This window comes from Brevundimonas sp. Leaf363, from assembly GCF_001424025.1.
GTDB lineage: Bacteria > Pseudomonadota > Alphaproteobacteria > Caulobacterales > Caulobacteraceae > Brevundimonas.
Map to the genome: position 1 here is coordinate 39,835 of NZ_LMPZ01000001.1, position 18,233 is coordinate 58,067.

Genomic DNA, 18,233 nt, shown 5'->3' on the forward strand with positions numbered 1-18,233 from the left:
CTAGAAGGCGACGTAGCCGACCAGCCCGGCGGCCAGCAGCACCAGCGGCGCGTTGAACGGGCTCTTCCACCGGGTGGCCACGGTCAACGCCAGAGCGAAAATGGCCAGACCGCAGGCGACGGCGACCGGCTCCCCGGGCGTGCGGCGAGCCGTCGCCCAGGCCAGTTGCAGCGCCGTCGCGCCGATCACGCCCACCGCGGCCGCTGCCACGCCCGTCAGCACGTCATGCAGTCGCGGCGTCTCCACCAGCTTTTCCAGCCGCTCGTAGAAGATCATCGAAAAGGCGAAGGCCGGCAGGAAGACCCCCGCCGTGATCGCCACGGCGCCCGCCCAGCCGCCCGCGACATAGCCGGCGAAGGTGCAGAAGATGACCAGCGGCGCCGGCAGGACGCCGGCGAAGGCCACGCCGTCCAGGAACACGTCGTCGGCGATCCAGCCGCGCCCGACCGTATCGGCCCGCACATAGGGAATTGCGGTATAGGCGCCGCCGAAGGTCAGAAGCCCGGCCTTCAGCCCGGTCCAGAACAGGACGACGGCCCCTGGCGCGGCCATGGCGCCCACGCCGGCGACCACCCCGCCGCCGGGACCCGCCGCCAGCCTCAGCCCCACGGCCAGGGCGACGACCGCCAGCGCAACCAGGGCGACGAAGGCCCAGCGCCGCGCCCGGACCAGCGGGTAGAGGACTGCTCCAGCCGCCAGACTGATCCAGAAACTGACGCCGGCCAGTGACGCCGCTCCGGCCGCCAGCGCCAGCGCCCACAGGGCTCGGTCCTCCAGAATGTGTCCGCCGATCCGCTGCACCGCCCGCGCGATCAGGGCCAGGACGGCGATCTGCACGCCCAAGAAGGCCCCCGCCAGCAGATCGCGCGACGGGGCGAAGGCGACGTAGGCCGCCGCCACGGCCAGCATCAGCACGAACCCCGGCAGCATGAAGCCCAGCCCGGCCAGCAAGCCGCCCAGCCGCCCCTTGGCCCGCACGCCCAGGTGGACGCACAGCTCGTGCGCCTCCGGCCCCGGCAGCACCTGCATGACGGCCAGCAGGCGATTGAAGCCGGCGCTGGAGATCCAGCGCTCCTCGTCCACCAGCTCACGGCGGATCATGCCGATCTGGGCGACCGGCCCGCCGAAGGCCATCAGGCCGAACTTCAGAAATCTCAGGAACAGGGCGCCGTAGGTCAGGCGCGGCGGTCGGGCGTCGTCGATCAGGGTCGTCACTTACAAGCTCCTGCGCATGGGCGCGCGTTCAGGAGCGGCGCTTGGGCGGAATCGCCTGACCGGGCGTCCGCAATGGCCCGATAAGGCGACGCTATGTCGCGTTCACCGCACTGTCAAAGGGGCCGGGTTGGCGCGGGGCCGCCCGACGACTAGGTTCCGGCCATCCCGGTCCGGCCCTTGTTCGGACCCACCCCATCAGGAGACCCGACATGACCGACACCGGCATGAGCGCGGCCGAGCAGCTGGATCACGACAACCCCCTGGGCGTCGACGGCTTCGAGTTCGTGGAGTTCACCGGCCCCGAGCCGGAGGCGATGGTGAAGGCGCTTGAGGTCATGGGCTTCGTCCCGACGCACCAGCACCCGCAATCCGGCGCCGTCCGTTTGAAGCAGGGCGACATCACCCTGATCGTTCACCGCAATCCCACCGGCCACGCGGCCGACTTCGCCAAGGTGCACGGGCCGTCGGCCAGCGGCATGGCCTTCCGCGTCGGCGACGCCAAGGCCGCCTATGAAGGCGCGCTGGAGCGCGGCGCCAAGGCCGCGAACGCCCAGGGTGCCGCTCTGACCGGCTGGCCCTATGTGCTGGAAGGCATCGGCGGCAGCCTGCTGTATCTGGTCGATCGCTACGGCGAGGCCGGCTCCCTCTATGCCGACTGGACCGAGCTGGACGGCTGGCGCGAGGCCGAGGCCGAAAGCAGCGTCGGTCTGCTGGTCCTCGACCACCTGACCCACAACGTCCGGCGCGGCGAGATGCGGACCTGGTCCGGCTTCTACAACTCGGTCTTCAACTTCGAAGAACAGAAGTATTTCGATATCAAAGGCAAGGCGACCGGCCTGTTTTCCCAGGCCATGATCGCGCCGGATCGCGCCATCCGCATCCCGCTGAATGAAAGCCAGGACGAGAACTCGCAGATCGAGGAATACCTGCGCCGCTACAACGGCGAGGGCATCCAGCACATCGCCCTGACCACCGACGACATCTTCGCCACCGTCGAGGCCATGCGCGAGCGGGGCGTCCAGTTCCAGGACACCATCGAGACCTATTTCGAACTGATCGACAAACGCCTGCCCAACCACGGCCATGACGTGGAGCGGATGCGCAAGAACCGCATCCTGATCGACGGGTCGGATGAAGAGGGCCTGCTGTTGCAGATCTTCACCCAGGACACCTTCGGTCCGATCTTCTTCGAGATCATCCAGCGCAAGGGCAACGAGGGCTTCGGCAACGGCAACTTCCAGGCCCTGTTCGATTCCATCGAGCTGGACCAGATCCGCCGCGGCGTCATCAAGGTCGACGCCTGAATGAAGATGCGGCCTCCCATGTGGCTGCCCTGGCTGGGGCCGTGGCTGGCCGCCGCCGTGGGGGCGCTGGTGGGCCGCTTCGGCCTGGGCGGAGGTTTCTGGACCGTCCTGGTCGCGGCCCTGATCTGCGGTTTCGCCCCCATCATCGGCTACCGCATCTGGAAGCGCCTGCACCACCAGCGGCCGCCAGGGTGATCCATGACCGATGAGCTGCGCCAGATGGCGGACGAGGAGCTGGACGCCGCCTGCGCCCTGCCGTTCCCGGACATCGTGCGGGTGACGCCGTGGGGCGACAGCTTCACGGGCTTTGCGCCGTCGGGCCGTCAGGTCGATGTGGAGCGCCGCTATCTGTGGGCCGCTTCGCCGCCGGGGGCCGTGCTGGTCGAGGTGGAGGTGCGAGATCCGGTCGCCCGCACGGGCGCAGAGGTCACCGCCGTGCTGACGCCACCCGAGCGTTAACCTTTTCCGATTGCGCCGTTCCGCGGGTGGGGCATGATGGCGGCCAAGCTTGGGGCCGCACGCCCGCGCAAGCGCGAGAGGTTCGAGATGCAGGCGACCGATTTCGCCACCACCGACGGCGGGTTCACGGCCATCGATCCTCCCGTCTTCTTCAGCCTGCCGCCGATGATGACGGTCGGCGGCCTGGTTCTGCTGGCGCTTGCGGTGCTGATCGGCTGGTGGATCGGCAGCGAACAGGGGCGGTCGAACACGCCCGATCCGACCAAGGCCGCGCGCGAGATTTACGACGCCGTGCTGAAGGCCTCGACCGCCGCCGTCTCGGCCTCCAACGACGACCTGAAGTCCCGTACCATCGCGCTGCAGAAGGTGCTCGACGATCTGCTGGGGCCGGTGCTGAAGCTGGGCAAGGGCTTGTCGGGCGCCACCAAGGGCGTCGACGAGGCGCTGAAGGGCAGGATCAAGGTTGAAAAGCCGGCCGATCACGGCGCGCCGCATTCGCCTGCTCACACGCCCGGCCATGGCGACGCCGGTCATGAGCCCCACGCCCATCCGGCCCCCGCCGCCGTGTCGTCCGTCACCGTCATCGGCCTGCCGATCGGCTCGATGGTCACGACCCCGCCCGCACCGGCGCACGCCCACGGACAGGGTCACGGCCATGGGGACCAGAGGGAAGAAACGCGCGACATGACCGCCGACGAACAGGTCGAGGCGCTGGCCCGGGCGGTGCGGGCCTTTCACAACTACTGGATCCAGGACGGCCGCAAGGCCGAGCTGACCGCCGCACGCGCGGCGTTGGGCAAACGCCCGCCCGCCCATCTGCTGCCGGGCGACAGACGGGCCGACGCGACCGACCGGCAGGGCTGGCGCTTCGGCGACTGAGTTTCCGTTCCGGCAAAACGGGTCTAAGCCAGTCCCATGAAACTCGCCTCCTTGAAGCACGGCCGCGACGGCCGCCTGGTCATCGTCTCCGAGGACCTGAACTGGTTCACAGACGCCTTCCTCATCGCCCCGACGTTGCAGGCGGCGCTGGACGACTGGGGCCGCTGCGAACCGCAGCTGCGCGCCTTGTCAGAGAGCCTGGAACACAACGCCGTGCCGCGCGGCCGCTTCCACGAGCATGACGCCGCCAGCCCCCTGCCGCGCGCCTATCAGTGGGCTGACGGCTCGGCCTATGTGAACCACGTCGAGCTGGTGCGCCGGGCCCGCGGCGCTGAAATGCCTGACAGCTTCTGGACCGACCCCCTGATGTATCAGGGCGGCTCCGACGGCTTCCTGCCGCCGCGCGATCCCATCTCGCTGGCCGACGAGGCCTGGGGTTGCGACCTGGAGGCCGAGGTCGTCGTCGTCACCGGCGACGTGCCGCAGGGCGCGACCCGCGAGCAGGCGCTGGCCGCCATCCGCCTGGTCGGACTGGTCAACGACGTCTCCTTGCGCAACCTGATCCCGGCCGAACTGGCCAAGGGCTTCGGCTTCGTCCAGTCCAAGCCGGCCAGCGCCTTGTCGCCCGTCCTGGTCACGCCCGAGACGCTGGGCGACCGTTGGAACGACGGCCGACTGACCGGCGAGCTGTGGGTCCAGCTCAACGGCCAGGATTTCGGCCGCGCCGACGCCGGCGTCGACATGACCTTCGACTTCGGAACGCTGGTGGCGCACCTGGCCAAGACACGGTCGCTGGGCGCCGGTACGATCGTCGGGTCGGGCACCGTGTCGAACAAGGGACCCGATGGGGGCCCGGGCCGCCCCGTCAGCGACGGCGGCGTCGGCTACAGCTGCATCGCCGAGGTCCGCACCGTCGAAACCCTCCAGAACGGCCAGGCCCGCACCCCCTTCCTGAAGCATGGCGATGTCGTCCGCATCGAAATGCTGGACGCCCGACGCCACTCCATCTTCGGCGCCATCGAACAGACGGTCGAGCCCGCGCCGTCCGCCGAGACCTGAGGACCCATCATGAAGCCCGAAATGCTGATCCCGCTCATCGTCCTGTGCGTGATGATGCCGGTGGTGCTGCTCAGGAACCGCGCGCCGCGCGTGCTGCATCCGGACAGGCTGTGGATCATGCCCGCCATCGTCCTGCCCCTGATCGGCCTGGGCCTGTGGGGCAGCCAGTTCGAGCCGGGCGTGAGCCACGCCCCCTTCGGCGTCATCGGCTGGAGCCTGCTGCTGATCGGCCTGTTGCTCGGCGCCGCCTTCGGCTGGCAGCGCGGCCGCATGGTCACCATCGAAAAGACGCCGGAGGGCGTGCTGAAGGCCCAGGCCTCGCCTCTCGCCGTGTTGCTGATCATCGCCGTCTTCGTCGCCCGCTCGGCCCTGCGACCCTGGACCGAAGCGCACGCCGCCGAATGGCACATGAGCCCCCTGGCCATCGGCGACGCCTTCCTGATGTTCGCCGTCGGCATGATCGTCGCCCAGCGCATCGAAATGTACATCCGCGCCAAACGCATCCAGCACGGCGGCACGGACGCGCATGTGGAGCCCGTCCCCTCGTGAAGCCGGCCCTCGCCGCCCTGGCCCTGCTGCTAGCGGTCAGCCCGGCGGCGGCGCAGGAGGCGGGCGCGGAGGGGCAAAACGCCTGGACGTGGGTCGAGCGAGACGGCGTGGTCATGGCGTCGGTCGCCTATGCCTCGGGACCCGCCCTGGCGGTGCGCTGTCTGCCGGGCAACGCCTTCCAAGTCCTGCTGGCCGGTCTTCCGGCCGCCGAGCCGGACGCCTTCACCCGCACGCTGGAAGTCACCCAGCCAAACGGCGAACTGGCGGAATCATCCTGGGTCGTGGCGCAGGACCGCAGCGTGGCTTTCGCGCTCAGTCCGTCACGCACAGCCCGCAGCTTCCGCTCCGGTCCGCGATTCACGGTTCGGGCCCCGACGACCGCCGGGCGTCACACCCGGCTGGAACTGGACTTGCCCAGCGAGACGGCCGCGCTCGACCGGGTGCTCCAGGCCTGCAATCGCCCACTGGAGGATGAGGCGGATCTGGAGGTCCTGCCCGCCGGCTCTGCCGGGACGATCGACTGGGCGCAGCGCCCCCGGCCGAACTATCCGCGCGCGGCGGAAGCGGCCCGCGTGACCGAGGGCGCCACGGTCCTGGATTGCGGCGTGCTTGTCACCGGGCGTCTCGAGGGATGCCGGATCGAAGCCGAGTTCCCCTACGGCATGGGCTTTGGCGGCGAAGCACTACAGGCCAGCTGGACCGCACGCCTGACCACCGACAGTGCGCAGAACACCAAGGGCCGCGCCCGCTTCACTATCCGCTTCCGTCTGCAGTGACGCGATTGACGGCGCCTCGTGGCTCGCTAAGGTTGAAGCGATCGACCTGAGGGCTGTTCCAAATGCGACTGTCGGCCTGGATCGCGACCTTCGTAATGGCGTTGGCCGGGTCTGACCCGACCTTGGCTCGGCAGCCGCCTCATGAGATTTCGGCTGGGGCGATCGCCGGGCCGCCCAGCGATTGGGATCTGATCGACGAAGGCCGCGACGTTACGGCCTACGCCGCCTTCAACGAGACCCCCAGCTTCGTGATCCGCTGCAAGCGCGGCGCTTTTGACGTCCTGCTTCTGGATCTGCCGCCCGCGACCAGCGAATCGGGCACGCGTATTCTGGAGGTCGGCTTCGACGGCGAAACGCCTGTCCGCACCGGCTGGAGCATCGCCGATCCATCGACCAGGGCGCTGGCGACCGTGCCAGCCTATCTTGCACGACGGCTGCGGCGCGGCGGCATGTTCCACCTCATCGTGCCGGCTGACGGCGAGGCGCCGCGTCAGGAGTATCGCCTACCGCTCCCGGCGTCCGAGCATGCGATCGACGCCGCCCTGACCGCGTGCGATCTCCCGCTGGAAGACCCGCGCGATCCGCTGATCGAGCGATCCTGGCTGGCGCCCGAGTTCCTGCCTCAATGGTCTCGCCTTCCGCAGGCCCAGTTTCCAAACCAGGCGGCCCAGCGCGGGGTGAAATCGGGCCAGGCCCACATGAGCTGCTTCGTTCAGCCCGACGGCCGGCTTCGTGACTGCCGGGTGGAAAACGAACGTCCTCACGGCGCGGGGTTCGGCGCCTCGGTACTGCAGGCCCTGCGGGTCGCCAGGCTGGACAAGGCGCCCGACGATCCAGACCACATGGTCTTCTTCACCGTCCGATTCCGCATTCGATAAGCGCCTTTGACGCACTGTCGCTGCTCGCTAAGGTTGAGATTGGGGCCAAGCTTGGGTGATGTGGGTGACGCTGCGACGGTTTCTGACTTCCGCCACCCGCTTCGCCGACTCCGGGTTAGCCCGCGTCGACCGCACCTTTATCCTCGCGCCAGCCGGATCCCGAACTGCGCGGTCACAGATTAGCGTCCAGGCTACGGTGACGGCGGCTCGAACGCTTCTTCTGCTTCTCGCGGCGATTGTCACGGCCACGCCTGCGTTCGCTTTGGCCCAGTCGCCGGCTTCGACCGAGGCTGAAGCGGAGTCGCCGCCGGACTGGGATCTTCGGGATGGCGACGGCTTCCTGATGGCGGTGGTCGTCTACAATCCGGGCCTGATCATCGGGGTGCGCTGTCGCGCCTGGGATCTGGACGCCTTCATCAGCGGATTGCCCGTAAGCGCAGACGAATGGACCCGGTCGCTCGACACGAACACGGACGGGGACGACTTCTCTCCCTCGACCTGGGCGGTGACGACCGACCCAGGTACGGTGTTCAGCCTGTTGCCGGGACGGTTCGCGCGCGGGCTGCGCGAGGGCGGGCCGCTGCAAATTCGCGCCCAGGGCTCGGATGGTCGCCGCATGCGATACGTCATGGAGCTGCCGTCCTCGCCGGCGGCCATCGATCAGGTTCTGACCAAGTGCCGAAAACCTCTGGTCGATCCACAGGACGCGGCGCTGGAGGCCGCGGGGCAGATCACGACGTCGCCTGGGCCACGTGACTGGGCGCGTCAGCCGAGGCCGCGATACCCCGACGAGGGCCTGGGCGTCACACGGGGGCTGGCGACCCTTAGCTGCGTCGCCGCGCCGACGGACAGCTGAGCGACTGCGTGGTCGAGTCGGAATATCCCCGGGATCGTGGTTTCGGTCGCGCCAGCCTGCAATCGGTCGGGCGCGCGCTTGTCGAGCCACGCCCGGAAGAATCGCCGGCTCTTGTCGTGTTCACCGTCCGCTTCCGAATGGCCGGCTTTGGCGTAGACGGCGAGCCGGATCATTAGGCGGGTGGCGCGGGACCGCTCCGGCGATTGACCCCGGCCACGCCATCGCTAGATTGCGCGGCCCGCCGGCCCCGGTGGCGAAATGGTAGACGCGGTGGACTCAAAATCCACTGCCGCAAGGCGTGTTGGTTCGAGTCCGACCCGGGGCACCACCTTTTCAGGTGACGGCGACATGCATTGCTGCGTTGCAGCAAATTCGTGGGCGGACGCCTTGCGCATCGCTTCGCGCGCCCGCATCTGGGCCGGATGACCGACATCGCCATGCCCAGGAAGTCAGCCGGACCGGGCTTCGTCGAGTTCGTCTGCCTGATCGCCCTGATGATGGCGCTGAATGCGCTGGCGATCGATTCCATGCTGCCGGCCCTGCCGCACATCGGCGTGGACCTGGGCGTCGCCAACGAGAACAGCCGCCAGTGGGTGGTCACCGCCTATCTGCTGGGCTTTGGCGCCGCCCAGCTGGCCTATGGCCCCCTGGCCGACCGCTATGGCCGGCGTCCGATCCTGTTCATCGGCATCGGCCTGTACGTGCTGTTCAGCCTCATGGCGGCGTTGGCGCCGACCTTCGAGACGCTGATCGCGGCGCGTTTCGCCATGGGGCTGGGTTCGGCGGCGACGCGGGTGCTGGCGGTGTCGATCGTGCGCGACCGGTTCGAGGGGCGGACCATGGCCAAGGTCATGTCGCTGAGCTTCCTGGTCTTCCTGGGCGTGCCGATCCTGGCGCCCAGCCTGGGCACCCTGATCATGCTGGTGGCGCCGTGGCGCTATATCTTCGGCGTGCTGGCCTTCGCGGGCCTGGCCCTGATCGTCTGGGCCTACATTCGCCTGCCCGAGACCCTGCGCCCCGAGGACCGCCTGCCGATCGAGCCGACGCGCATCCTGTCGGCCTTCCGCGAGGCCCTGACCAACCGGATTTCGCTGGGCTACACCCTGGGCATGACGGCGATCACCGCCGCCCTGTTCGGCTTCATCAACTCGGCCCAGCAGATCGTCTTCGACGTGTTCGACCAGGGGCAGCACTTCGCCCTGATCTTCGCCCTGCTGGCCAGCGGCATCGCCGTCGCCTCGATCGTCAACGCGCGGCTGGTGGTCAAGCTGGGCTCGCGCAAGATCGCCCATACGGCGCTCTTGGGCTTCACCGCCTTCGCCGCCCTGCATGCCGCCGTGGCTCTGAGCGGGCATGAAAGCATCTGGACCTTCGGCGTGCTGCAGGGCCTGACCATGTTCTGCTTCGGCCTGATCGCCGGCAACTTCGGAGCCATGGCGATGGAGCCGATGGGCCATATCGCGGGCACGGCCTCCTCCGCCCAAGGCTTCCTGTCGACCATCGCCGGCTCGCTGGGCGGCTTCTTCATCGGCCAGCATTTCAACGGCACCGTCGTGCCCTTCGTGACCGGCCTGACGGTCTGTGGCCTGCTGGCCATCGGCGCGGTGCTGTTCGCCGAGCGCGGGCGGCTGTTCAGCCAGCGTCACCTTACACCGGCATCCGCGACGACTTGATCTTTCCGGCGGTCCGGCGTCCTGTCCGCCCGACTATTCTGGAGCGTTGCATGATCCGTCTGAGCACTTTGGCGTCCGTCGCCGCCCTGACCCTGGCCGCCGGCCTGGGCGCCTGCGCCACCATGGCCGATGCGCCCGTGATGCCGGTCGTGGAGGCCCCGATGACCTACGCCCACGACGTCCACTCCTACGCCCGGCCCGAGGTCGCCCGCGTCCTGAACGTGGCGCTGGACCTCACCGCCGACTTCACCGCCAAAACCCTGTCGGGCACGGCGACCCTGGACGTCTCGGGCCAGGCCGGCGCGACCGAGGTCGTTCTGGACACCCGCGACCTGGACATCGGCGCCGTCACCGATATCCGCGGCCAGGCCCTGCGTCATGAGCTGGGCGCCGCCGATCCCTTCCTCGGCCAGTCGCTGACGGTCCACTTCGCCCAGCCGCTGGCGGCCGGCGAGACGCGCCAGATCGTCATCCGCTATTCGACCCGTCCGACCGCGGCGGCCCTGCAGTGGCTCAGCCCCAGCCAGACGGCGGGCGGCCAGAAGCCCTATCTGTTCAGCCAGGGCCAGGCGATCCTGACCCGCACCTGGGCCCCGACCCAGGACAGCCCCGGCATCCGCCAGACGTGGAGCGCCCGCATCGTCGCGCCGTCGGACCTGCGCGTGGTCATGAGCGCCGAGCATCTGAACGAACGCGGCGAGCCGGCCGGTCCGGGCATGAGCGCCTGGCGCTTCCGCATGGACCACCGCGTCCCGCCCTATCTGATCGCCATCGGCATCGGCGACATCGCCTTCCAGGCCATCGACGAGCGCACCGGCGTCTTCACCGAGCCCAGCCGCCTGGCCGCCGCCGCGCATGAACTGGAGCCGACCGCTCCGATGGTGGATGCGGCAGAGGCCCTGTACGGCCCCTATCGCTGGGGCCGGTACGACCTGCTGGTCCTGCCGCCCAGCTTCCCGTTCGGCGGCATGGAGAACCCGCGCCTGACCTTCGCCACGCCCACCATCATCGCCGGCGACCAGTCGCTGGTCAGTCTGGTGGCGCACGAACTGGCGCACAGCTGGTCGGGCAATCTGGTGACCAACGCCACCTGGGCCGACTTCTGGCTGAACGAGGGCACCACGACCTATTTCGAGAACCGGATCATGGAGTCGATCTACGGCCGTGATCGGGCGCTGCAGGAACAGGCGCTGGGCTGGGATTCGCTGCAGGCCGAACTGGCTGCGCTGCCGCCCGGCGACACCAAGCTGCACATTGACCTGACCGGCCGGGATCCCGACGACGGCATGACGGACATCGCCTATGAGAAGGGCGCCGCCTTCCTGCGCACCATCGAACAGACGGTCGGTCGCGAGCGGTTCGACGCCTGGCTGCGCGGCTATTTCGATCGCCACGCCTTCCAGCCGATGACCGATGTGGGCTTCCTGGCCGACATCCGCGAGAATCTGGTCAAGGGCGACGCAGCGCTGGAGCAGCGCCTTCAGCTGGAGACCTGGATCTACCAGCCCGGCCTGCCGTCCAACGCCGTCGCCCCGGTATCCCAGGCCTTCGTCGCGGTCGATGCTGCCGCCCAGGCCTTCGCCGCCGGCGGACCCGCCTCGGCCGTGCCGTGGAGCGGCTGGAACACCCAGCAGCGCCAGCGTTTCCTGAACTGGCGCAAGCCCGGCGTGACCGGCGACGTCCTGACGATGGCGCAACTGGCCGATCTGGAGCGCACGCTGAACCTGGCGAACGAGGGCAACAGCGAGGTCGTCTTCGCCTGGCTGCAGCTGGCGCTGGCGCACCGCTACGAACCAGCGGTCGCCACCGCCGACCGCTTCCTGACCAGCCAGGGTCGCCGCAAATTCGTCCTGCCCTTGTTCACCACCCTGTGGGGCGAAGGCGACTGGGGCCGACCGATCGCGCGGCGCATCTACGCCGAGGCCCGGCCGCTGTACCACTCGGTGACGGTCGGGTCGGTGGACGCCCTGATGGCCAAGCCGTAGGGGTCAGCTCCCAACCGCCGTCATCCTCGGATCAAGTTCGAGGATGACGACGGGCAATTTCGGACAGGCCTACAGGTTGACGATCTCGAAGCCGTCCTCGGCCGCCAGTTTCTCGGCCAGGACGGCGCGGTGGCAGCCCGCGTGGTCGGCCTCGAAGCACAGCAGCGCCGCCTTTCGCTCGGCGGCGATGGCTTTCAGTTTCGCGTAATCCAGCTGGGCGACCGGCTCCGCCATCCAGTCGTCGTAGATGGCGCGCATCTCGCTGACCCGTCCCTTGCGGGCGGCGTCGCGGCCGGCCTTCGGCGTGCCAAGGCCGCGCAGGTGGACGTAGTCGACGCCCGCCTCGTTCAGGCTGGCGCCCAGCACGGTCTTGGAAAAGCCGGCCCGGCGCGAGGCGGCGATGGCCCGCACGTCGACCAGCACCTCGACCCCGGCCGTCTTCAGGCGCTGGATGACCTCGCCCTGGGGCGCGCCCTCGTATCCGATGGTGAAGAGTTTCATCGGCCACAGATGGGCGCCGACGGCCCCGCGACCAAGAGGCCCGCGTTGCGGCGTCCGGCGGCTTCGTCTAAGCCGCTGGCATAAGGTTTTGGAGCGCGTCATGGCGGATTTCGCCCCCGGTCTGGTCACCCTCTTCGGCGGTTCGGGCTTCATCGGCTCACAGGCGGTTCGGGCCCTGGCCAAGCGCGGCTGGCGTATCCGCGTCGCCGTGCGCAAGCCGACGGTGGCCAATGAGCTGCAGCCTCTGGGCGATGTCGGCCAGATCCAGCTGATGCGCTGCGACGTCACCAATCCAGCCGACGTTGCGGCCGCCCTGCGCGGCGCCGATGCGGTGGTCAACCTGGTGGGCGTTCTGCACGAGGCGCCCGGCCGGTCCTTTGCGCGGATGCACGCCGAGGCGGCCCGGACCATCGCCGAGCAGGCCCGCGCCGCCGGCGTGACCCGTCTGGTGCAGATGTCGGCCATCGGCGCCGACGCCGACGGCGCCTCCACCTACGCCCGGACCAAGGGCGAGGCCGAGGCGGCGGTGCGTGCCATCTATCCCGACGCGGTGATCCTGCGCCCCTCGATCGTCTTCGGGGCCGGCGACAGTTTCCTGAACCGGTTCGCCTCGATGGCGACCCTGGCCCCGGCCCTGCCGCTGGTCGGCGGCGGCCACACGAAGTTCCAGCCGGTCTATGTCGGCGACGTGGCCGAGGCCATCGCTCGCGCCGTCGTCCGTCCCGACGCGGCCGGCAAGACGTATGAGCTGGCCGGTCCCGCGACCTACAGCTTCGAAGACATCCTGAAGTATGTGCTGCGCGAGACGGGTCGCAAGCGGGGCCTGCTGCCCCTGCCCTTCTTCGCAGCCGAGACCCTGGGCGGGCTGATGCAGCCGCTGGCGGTCCTGGGCTTGAACCCGCCGCTGACGACGGACCAGGTCAAACTGCTGAAGACCGACAACGTCGCCGCGCCGGGTTCGGCGGGGCTGGCCGACCTCGGCATCGAGCCGACGGGCCTGGAGGCCATCGCCCCCAGCTATCTGTGGCGCTATCGCAAGGGCGGCCAGTTCGCCGAGAACCCCTCGCGCGCGTCCGAAATCGCCCTGCCGGCCTAGGCCAGGACGCCGCCGTAGAGGGCGGCCAGACCGGCGAGGCCCACCGCGATCCGCCACCAGGCGAAGGGCGTGAAGCCGTGCCGGGCGACAAACCCCAGCATCCAGCGGATGACCAGCAGGCCGCTGAGGAACGACACCACGAAGCCGATGGCGATGATCCAGGCGAAGTTCATGTCGATCGCGCCGCCGTCCTTGATCAGGTCGTAGGTGAAGGCGCCGACCATGGTGGGGATGGCCAGGAAGAAGCTGAACTCGGCCGCCGCCGGCTTCTCAAGGCCCAGCACCAGGCCGCCGGCGATGGTGGCGCCCGAGCGCGACACCCCGGGCACCAGCGAGAGGCACTGGAACAGCCCCACCAGCACCGACTGCCGCCAGCTCAGCGCCATGGCGTCGCCCGTGTGCGGCTTGGGCGCGAACCGCTCCAGCGCCAGCAGGACGAAGCCCCCCACGATCAGCGAAACGCAGATGGTCGCCAGGCTCTCGAACAGGAAGGCCTTGATGAAGTCGTAGAGGAAGGCGCCCGCCAGCAGGGAGGGGATGAAGGCGACCAGGACGCTGATGGCGAAATGGCGCGCCTTGGGGTCGGTCGGCAGACGGATCAGCACGCCCCACAGGCGCTGGAAATACAGCGCCACCACCGCCAGGATGGCGCCCAGCTGGATCAGCACCACGAAGGAGCTCCAGCGCGGATCGTTCAGCCCCAGCAGATGCTGGGTCAGCAGCAGATGGCCGGTGGACGAGACGGGAATGAACTCCGTCAGCCCCTCGACCAGGCCCAGAATGATCGCCGCCAGCCAGTCCGCCATGACACGCTCTTGCTAAAGATGAGGGCGCAAATCAGTGGGCGCCCGGCCCCGGACCCACATAGCGCACGCGCGCCCGCATCGGCGAGCCGTCGCGTGTCTGGTCCAGCGCATGACCCAGCAGCCCGACCATCCGCGCCACCAGCCACAGATCGTGGGCGCCGTCCTTCGGCAGGTCCGCCTTGCGCGCCACGGCGGCCAGGGCGATCGGCAGGGCCGGCGCCTGGCCGGTCGCCTCGGCGCCCGCCTGTACTACGCGGGCCCAGTCGGAGGGCAAGGCGCCTGCGTCCAGCAGGGCCGCCGCGCGCGGATCGCCCTTGGGAAAGCGGGCGTCGCCATAGCCGAAGCGCTCGCCCCGGGCGATGACCTGCCGCGCCGCACCCGCCGGGTCGCGCCGGGCCTGGATCACATAGTCCGACGCTCGCGCCACCTCGCGGGTCGAGGCCGCGCCGGTCAGGGTCGCCACCCCGGCCAGCAGCGACCCGGCCAGTCCCGCGCCCCCGGCGGCGGCGGCGCGCGTGGCGGTGATGGCGGGACCGTCGGGCGTATCGGCGGCCAGGACGATCGCGCGGCGGATCAGGTCGCCCTCGCTCTCGGGCGCTCGCCAGCCGCGCACCAGTCGCTGATGCAGGCGCAGCCGCGGCCCCGGCCCGGCGGCGGCGTCGACGGCCTCGTCCAGCACAGAGGCGGCCTCGGCGATCAGGTCGCCGGGCGTGCGTCCCGCATCCTCGTCGGCCCGGCGCGCCAGGGCCTGCATCAGCCGCGCGCGCGGCGACGGACCCAGGGCCGCAGTCACCCTGGGCTTCAGGTTGGCGAACGGATTGACGTCGCGCGCGTCCCACAGGCGGCGCGCCAGATCCTCCATGGTCGCGCTCTGCGACAGCTGGACCGCGTCCAGGCCGCGATAGAACAGGCGACCGTCGGCGATGACGCTCTGCGACGAGCGGATTTCGGCCTCGCCCCGTCCGGCGGCGGCGCCCGGGTGAAACAGGGTCGCGGCCGCGCCGGGCGCGCCGGTCAGGCGGGCCACGTCATTGGCGGCGTAAAGGCTGCGGCGGGGGTCGGCCGGGTGCGGCCGGGCGGCGATCCGGCCCCGGCTGACATAAGCGTAGAGGGTCTGTATCTTCACGCCGAGACGCTGCAACGCCTCCTCGCGCGCGATCCAGCGCTCGTCCTGCTCGTCCATCGCGCCCCCCGGTGCGGTTCAGCGTCCGGCCAGTCAATCACCGGGTTGCGGCGGGTTGATGTCGGCTTTGTAACGACGGTATCCAAAGCCGCCATTGGCAAGTGAAGTCAATCGCGCGAGAAGCGGCGAATGACCGCCGCTCCCTCGGCCACGACCGACGTCCATGCCGCCACCCGGGCCATCACCCGCCTATCGGTGGGCGTCGCCGTGGTGCTCATCGCCCTGAAGGCCTTTGCGCTCGGCGCGTCCGGGTCGGTATCGGTCCTGGCCTCGCTGGCGGACTCGACGCTGGACCTGGTCGCGTCGCTGGCCACATTCTACGCCGTGCGCTGGGCCGCCGCGCCGCCGGACCAGGATCATCGCTATGGCCGCGGCAAGGGCGAGGCTCTGGCGGCCCTGGTCCAGGCGGGGCTGATCTTCGCCTCCTCCGTCTTCATCGGCTGGGAGGCGATCAACCGGATGATCCGGCCCGCCCCCGTCGAAAACGGCCTGTGGGGCGTGATCGTCATGGTTCTGTCCATCGGCATCACCGGCTGGCTGGTCTGGCGTCAGACGGCGGCTCTGAAGGCGTCCGGCTCGCTGGCCGTGGCCGGCGACCGCGCCCATTACGTCGCTGACCTGGCCGCCAACGTCGTGGTGCTGATCGGCGTGGCGTCGGGCGCCTGGCTGAATGCGCCGGGCCTGGACGCCGCAGCCGGTTTGATCGTCGTCATCTGGCTGTTCTGGGGCGCGTTCGGCCTGCTCAAGACCGCCGCTGACCACCTGCTGGACCGGGCTCTGCCGCCGTCCGAACAAGCCGCCATCGCCACGGCGGTGCTCGCCGATCCCCGGATCCAGGGCGTCCACCAGCTTCGCACCCGCATGTCCGGAACGGTCGTCATGGTCCAGATGCACGTCGATCTGGACCCTGACCTGACGCTGGACCAGGCCCACGCCATCCTGGTCGAGGCCGAAGGGCGGGTCCTGAAGGTCGCGCCCCTGGCCGACATCCTGATCCACCCGGACCCGCGCGGTAAGGCGGAAGCCCATGCCCCCGCCTCCGCTCCTCCTGCCGTCGCAGATCCGCCGAAGGCCGCCGGACCCTGGTCCTGATCCGGGCCGGGATCGCCACACGGTATACGGCCGGTTAACGCGGCCGGCTGCATAGGGCGGGGATGGCCACGGCCCCGCAGCTTCTGCATTTCCCCTTCGACCCGTCGTCGCGCATCGCACGGCTGGCGCTCGGCGAAGCGCGCGTCGAGTTTCGCGAGGCCCTGGTGCGTCCGTGGGAACCGGACTGTCCCCTGCGGACGCTGAACCCGTCCGGCATGCCGCCGGTTCTGGAGGTTCCGACGGCCGGGCGCATCCTGCGCCTGTGCGAGCCGGCCGCCATCCTGGGCTGGATCGAGGACCAGGCTTCGGCGCCGGTGCTGATGCCCACCGATCCGGCCGAGCGCGCCGAGTGTCGCCGTCTGGTCGGCTGGTTCGAACGCCAGTTCCTGGACGAGGTCGATGCCGTCCTGCTGCATGAACGGCTGGAAAAACCGCTGCTGCGCCTCGGTTCTCCCAACGCCCAGGCCCTGCGTGACGGCCGCGCGGCGCTGAAGCTTCAGCTGGGCCTGCTGGAGCCCATGTTGGCCGAACGCGACTGGCTGGCGGGACGTCGTCTCAGCCAGGCCGACCTGGCCGCAGCCGCCCATCTGTCGGTGCTGGATTATTTCGGCGAGATCGCCTGGGCCAACTGGCCGGCGCTGAAGATCTGGTACTCCAAGCTGAAGTCCCGCCCCTGCTTCCGCCCCCTTCTGTCCGACCGCTTCGCCGGCGTGCAGGCGGCCAGCTGGTACGACGACCTGGACTTCTAGGCGACCTTCCTCAGATCCTCGCGCAGGCGCGGCGCCGCGCCCTCCAGTTCCTCTTCCAGCACGCCGTGCTCGCGTCGCCAGATGACCGTGGCTTCGCCCAGCAGGGCCCGCCCGGCGTCCGTCAGGGACGCCCGGCGGATGCGGCGGTCCGCACCATCGACCGACAGGGTCAGCAGGCCGCGCCGTTCCAGCGGCTTCAGATTGGCCGTCACCGTCGTCCGGTCCATGGCGAGCAGGTCCGCCACGGCGCCCAGCGTCGGCGCCTGTGGCCGGTTCAGGCCGTTAAGCAGGGAAAACTGGCCGCTGGTTAGGCCGACCCGCCGCATCGCCTCGTCGAACCGACGCGCCAGCACCCGCGCCGCCCGCTGCGTATGCAGACACAGACAGGCATCCTTGACTGCGAGGGTCGTCTGGTAGGCGCTGAAATCGACGGCTTTTGACACGTGCGCAATTATGTTGATATCAATCTATTCGTCAACTCCAGCGAGGCGAGCGATGATCCAGGTGACGGCGTTTCAATGGGTTCCGCCCTTCGCGCAGGGGTCGGTGCGGGACATCCGCGTCCGCTGGGCCCTGGAGGAAGCGGGTCTCGGCTATGACGAGCGGCTGTTGGGCCTCGGCGAGCACAAGTCGCCGCAGTATAAGGCGGTGCAGCCCTTCGGTCAGGTGCCGGCCTATCGCGACGGCAAGGTCGAGATGTTCGAGAGCTGCGCCATCGTCCTGTATGTCGCCGAACAGTCGGACGCCCTGATGCCCCGGGATGCGGCCGGGCGGGCGGCGGTCCTGACCTGGCTGTTCGCGGCGTCGAACACCCTGGAGCCGCAGGTGGCGCAGCTGGCCGCGATCGACATCTTCAACCCGGACAAGGCGTGGGCCAAGGAACGCCGGCCCGAGGTGGAGGCCATGGTGCGCGAACGCCTGGGTGAGCTTCAGGCCGCGCTGGCCGACCGTCGCTGGCTGGCCGACGACCGGTTCAGCGCCGCCGACATCATCATGACCCACGTGCTGCGCGACCTGCGGCACACCGACATCCTGGCCGACTATCCGGCGCTTCGGGCGTATCGCGAGCGGGCCGAGGCGCGTCCGGCGTTCAAGCGGGCGTTGAGCGACCAGCTGGCCCCCTTCAAGGCCGCCGAGGCCGCGCGGCCGGAGCTCGTCGCCGGCTGACCCGCG

At 69.7% G+C, this 18,233-nt stretch carries 20 protein-coding genes and 1 tRNA gene; 16 read left to right on the forward strand and 5 right to left on the reverse strand.

What is annotated here, in order from left to right; all coding sequences use genetic code 11:
- Window positions 1–1,215 (reverse strand): chromate efflux transporter, encoded by a 1,215-nt coding sequence (chrA, locus tag ASG17_RS00210; protein ID WP_235560321.1) that lies wholly within the window; start codon window positions 1,213–1,215, stop codon window positions 1–3.
- A 224-nt stretch (window positions 1,216–1,439) separates the two neighbouring features.
- Between chrA and hppD the strand changes: the two genes are divergently transcribed.
- The 12 genes from hppD (at window position 1,440) to ASG17_RS00270 (ending at window position 11,633) form a co-directional block, all read left to right on the forward strand.
- Complete coding sequence (hppD, locus tag ASG17_RS00215; RefSeq protein ID WP_056098869.1) at window positions 1,440–2,519, forward strand: 4-hydroxyphenylpyruvate dioxygenase; 1,080 nt, start codon at window positions 1,440–1,442, stop codon at window positions 2,517–2,519.
- Complete coding sequence (locus ASG17_RS00220) at window positions 2,520–2,714, forward strand: hypothetical protein (protein ID WP_056097874.1); 195 nt, start codon at window positions 2,520–2,522, stop codon at window positions 2,712–2,714. It abuts the gene before it with no gap.
- A 3-nt stretch (window positions 2,715–2,717) separates the two neighbouring features.
- Window positions 2,718–2,978 (forward strand): hypothetical protein, encoded by a 261-nt coding sequence (locus ASG17_RS00225; RefSeq protein WP_056097876.1) that lies wholly within the window; start codon window positions 2,718–2,720, stop codon window positions 2,976–2,978.
- 36 nt (window positions 2,979–3,014) lie between these two features.
- Window positions 3,015–3,857, forward strand: a complete 843-nt coding sequence (locus ASG17_RS00230; RefSeq protein WP_162238756.1) for a hypothetical protein — start codon at window positions 3,015–3,017, stop codon at window positions 3,855–3,857.
- 36 nt (window positions 3,858–3,893) lie between these two features.
- Entirely contained in the window at window positions 3,894–4,916 is a 1,023-nt protein-coding gene (locus ASG17_RS00235; RefSeq protein WP_056097879.1) for a fumarylacetoacetate hydrolase family protein, read from the forward strand.
- Between the two features lie 21 nt (window positions 4,917–4,937).
- Entirely contained in the window at window positions 4,938–5,465 is a 528-nt protein-coding gene (locus tag ASG17_RS00240; protein WP_235560322.1) for a CcdC protein domain-containing protein, read from the forward strand.
- Window positions 5,462–6,241, forward strand: a complete 780-nt coding sequence (locus ASG17_RS15310; protein ID WP_056097884.1) for a hypothetical protein — start codon at window positions 5,462–5,464, stop codon at window positions 6,239–6,241. Before ASG17_RS00240 ends, ASG17_RS15310 begins: the two co-directional genes overlap by 4 nt.
- Window positions 6,242–6,303: 62 nt before the next feature.
- The gene (locus ASG17_RS00250) at window positions 6,304–7,119 is read left to right on the forward strand and encodes an energy transducer TonB (RefSeq protein ID WP_056097886.1); all 816 of its coding nucleotides are present in this window, start codon (window positions 6,304–6,306) and stop codon (window positions 7,117–7,119) included.
- A 262-nt stretch (window positions 7,120–7,381) separates the two neighbouring features.
- On the forward strand, window positions 7,382–7,975 hold the full coding sequence (locus ASG17_RS00255) for a hypothetical protein (RefSeq protein WP_056097888.1): 594 nt from the start codon (window positions 7,382–7,384) through the stop codon (window positions 7,973–7,975).
- A gap of 244 nt (window positions 7,976–8,219) precedes the next feature.
- Window positions 8,220–8,303, forward strand: a tRNA-Leu gene (locus tag ASG17_RS00260).
- A gap of 94 nt (window positions 8,304–8,397) precedes the next feature.
- Complete coding sequence (locus tag ASG17_RS00265) at window positions 8,398–9,648, forward strand: multidrug effflux MFS transporter (protein ID WP_056098872.1); 1,251 nt, start codon at window positions 8,398–8,400, stop codon at window positions 9,646–9,648.
- A 50-nt stretch (window positions 9,649–9,698) separates the two neighbouring features.
- Window positions 9,699–11,633, forward strand: coding sequence for a M1 family metallopeptidase (locus ASG17_RS00270; protein ID WP_056097890.1), 1,935 nt, complete (start codon window positions 9,699–9,701; stop codon window positions 11,631–11,633).
- A gap of 69 nt (window positions 11,634–11,702) precedes the next feature.
- Here the strand turns inward: ASG17_RS00270 and ASG17_RS00275 are convergent, their stop codons facing one another.
- On the reverse strand, window positions 11,703–12,134 hold the full coding sequence (locus ASG17_RS00275) for a DUF488 family protein (RefSeq protein WP_056097892.1): 432 nt from the start codon (window positions 12,132–12,134) through the stop codon (window positions 11,703–11,705).
- Between the two features lie 100 nt (window positions 12,135–12,234).
- Between ASG17_RS00275 and ASG17_RS00280 the strand changes: the two genes are divergently transcribed.
- Window positions 12,235–13,230, forward strand: a complete 996-nt coding sequence (locus ASG17_RS00280) for a complex I NDUFA9 subunit family protein (protein ID WP_056097894.1) — start codon at window positions 12,235–12,237, stop codon at window positions 13,228–13,230.
- On the opposite strand, the gene ASG17_RS00285 is transcribed toward ASG17_RS00280, so the two are convergent.
- Both ASG17_RS00285 and ASG17_RS00290 read right to left on the reverse strand, forming a co-directional pair.
- Window positions 13,227–14,036 (reverse strand): undecaprenyl-diphosphate phosphatase, encoded by an 810-nt coding sequence (locus tag ASG17_RS00285; RefSeq protein ID WP_056097895.1) that lies wholly within the window; start codon window positions 14,034–14,036, stop codon window positions 13,227–13,229. The genes ASG17_RS00280 and ASG17_RS00285 overlap by 4 nt on opposite strands.
- A 31-nt stretch (window positions 14,037–14,067) precedes the next feature.
- The gene (locus tag ASG17_RS00290; RefSeq protein ID WP_056097897.1) at window positions 14,068–15,219 is read right to left on the reverse strand and encodes a citrate/2-methylcitrate synthase; all 1,152 of its coding nucleotides are present in this window, start codon (window positions 15,217–15,219) and stop codon (window positions 14,068–14,070) included.
- Window positions 15,220–15,348: 129 nt separating this feature from the next.
- Between ASG17_RS00290 and ASG17_RS00295 the strand changes: the two genes are divergently transcribed.
- Together ASG17_RS00295 and ASG17_RS00300 are read left to right on the forward strand one after the other, a co-directional pair.
- Window positions 15,349–16,311: a cation diffusion facilitator family transporter gene (locus ASG17_RS00295; RefSeq protein ID WP_056097899.1), complete on the forward strand. Its 963-nt coding sequence runs from the start codon at window positions 15,349–15,351 to the stop codon at window positions 16,309–16,311.
- A 62-nt stretch (window positions 16,312–16,373) separates the two neighbouring features.
- Window positions 16,374–17,060 (forward strand): glutathione S-transferase family protein, encoded by a 687-nt coding sequence (locus ASG17_RS00300; RefSeq protein WP_056097901.1) that lies wholly within the window; start codon window positions 16,374–16,376, stop codon window positions 17,058–17,060.
- Here the strand turns inward: ASG17_RS00300 and ASG17_RS00305 are convergent.
- Window positions 17,057–17,503 (reverse strand): MarR family winged helix-turn-helix transcriptional regulator, encoded by a 447-nt coding sequence (locus ASG17_RS00305; RefSeq protein ID WP_056097902.1) that lies wholly within the window; start codon window positions 17,501–17,503, stop codon window positions 17,057–17,059. The genes ASG17_RS00300 and ASG17_RS00305 overlap by 4 nt on opposite strands.
- Window positions 17,504–17,555: 52 nt before the next feature.
- Between ASG17_RS00305 and ASG17_RS00310 the strand changes: the two genes are divergently transcribed.
- Window positions 17,556–18,227: a glutathione S-transferase family protein gene (locus ASG17_RS00310; protein ID WP_056097904.1), complete on the forward strand. Its 672-nt coding sequence runs from the start codon at window positions 17,556–17,558 to the stop codon at window positions 18,225–18,227.
- The last annotated feature ends 6 nt before the right edge of the window (window positions 18,228–18,233 follow it).

Bases quoted from the DNA above. Each gene is read 5' to 3' on its own strand.
- ASG17_RS00285 (WP_056097895.1), bottom strand. From the start codon at position 14,036: ATGGCGGACTGGCTGGCGGCGATCATTCTGGGCCTGGTCGAGGGGCTG.
- ASG17_RS00295 (WP_056097899.1), top strand. From the start codon at position 15,349: ATGACCGCCGCTCCCTCGGCCACGACCGACGTCCATGCCGCCACCCGG.
- ASG17_RS00280 (WP_056097894.1), top strand. From the start codon at position 12,235: ATGGCGGATTTCGCCCCCGGTCTGGTCACCCTCTTCGGCGGTTCGGGC.
- ASG17_RS00300 (WP_056097901.1), top strand. From the start codon at position 16,374: ATGGCCACGGCCCCGCAGCTTCTGCATTTCCCCTTCGACCCGTCGTCG.
- ASG17_RS00275 (WP_056097892.1), bottom strand. From the start codon at position 12,134: ATGAAACTCTTCACCATCGGATACGAGGGCGCGCCCCAGGGCGAGGTC.
- hppD (WP_056098869.1), top strand. From the start codon at position 1,440: ATGAGCGCGGCCGAGCAGCTGGATCACGACAACCCCCTGGGCGTCGAC.
- ASG17_RS00265 (WP_056098872.1), top strand. From the start codon at position 8,398: ATGACCGACATCGCCATGCCCAGGAAGTCAGCCGGACCGGGCTTCGTC.
- ASG17_RS00240 (WP_235560322.1), top strand. From the start codon at position 4,938: ATGCTGATCCCGCTCATCGTCCTGTGCGTGATGATGCCGGTGGTGCTG.
- ASG17_RS00290 (WP_056097897.1), bottom strand. From the start codon at position 15,219: ATGGACGAGCAGGACGAGCGCTGGATCGCGCGCGAGGAGGCGTTGCAG.
- ASG17_RS00235 (WP_056097879.1), top strand. From the start codon at position 3,894: ATGAAACTCGCCTCCTTGAAGCACGGCCGCGACGGCCGCCTGGTCATC.
- ASG17_RS00310 (WP_056097904.1), top strand. From the start codon at position 17,556: ATGATCCAGGTGACGGCGTTTCAATGGGTTCCGCCCTTCGCGCAGGGG.
- ASG17_RS00225 (WP_056097876.1), top strand. From the start codon at position 2,718: ATGACCGATGAGCTGCGCCAGATGGCGGACGAGGAGCTGGACGCCGCC.
- ASG17_RS00250 (WP_056097886.1), top strand. From the start codon at position 6,304: ATGCGACTGTCGGCCTGGATCGCGACCTTCGTAATGGCGTTGGCCGGG.
- ASG17_RS00220 (WP_056097874.1), top strand. From the start codon at position 2,520: ATGAAGATGCGGCCTCCCATGTGGCTGCCCTGGCTGGGGCCGTGGCTG.
- ASG17_RS00230 (WP_162238756.1), top strand. From the start codon at position 3,015: ATGGCGGCCAAGCTTGGGGCCGCACGCCCGCGCAAGCGCGAGAGGTTC.
- ASG17_RS00270 (WP_056097890.1), top strand. From the start codon at position 9,699: ATGATCCGTCTGAGCACTTTGGCGTCCGTCGCCGCCCTGACCCTGGCC.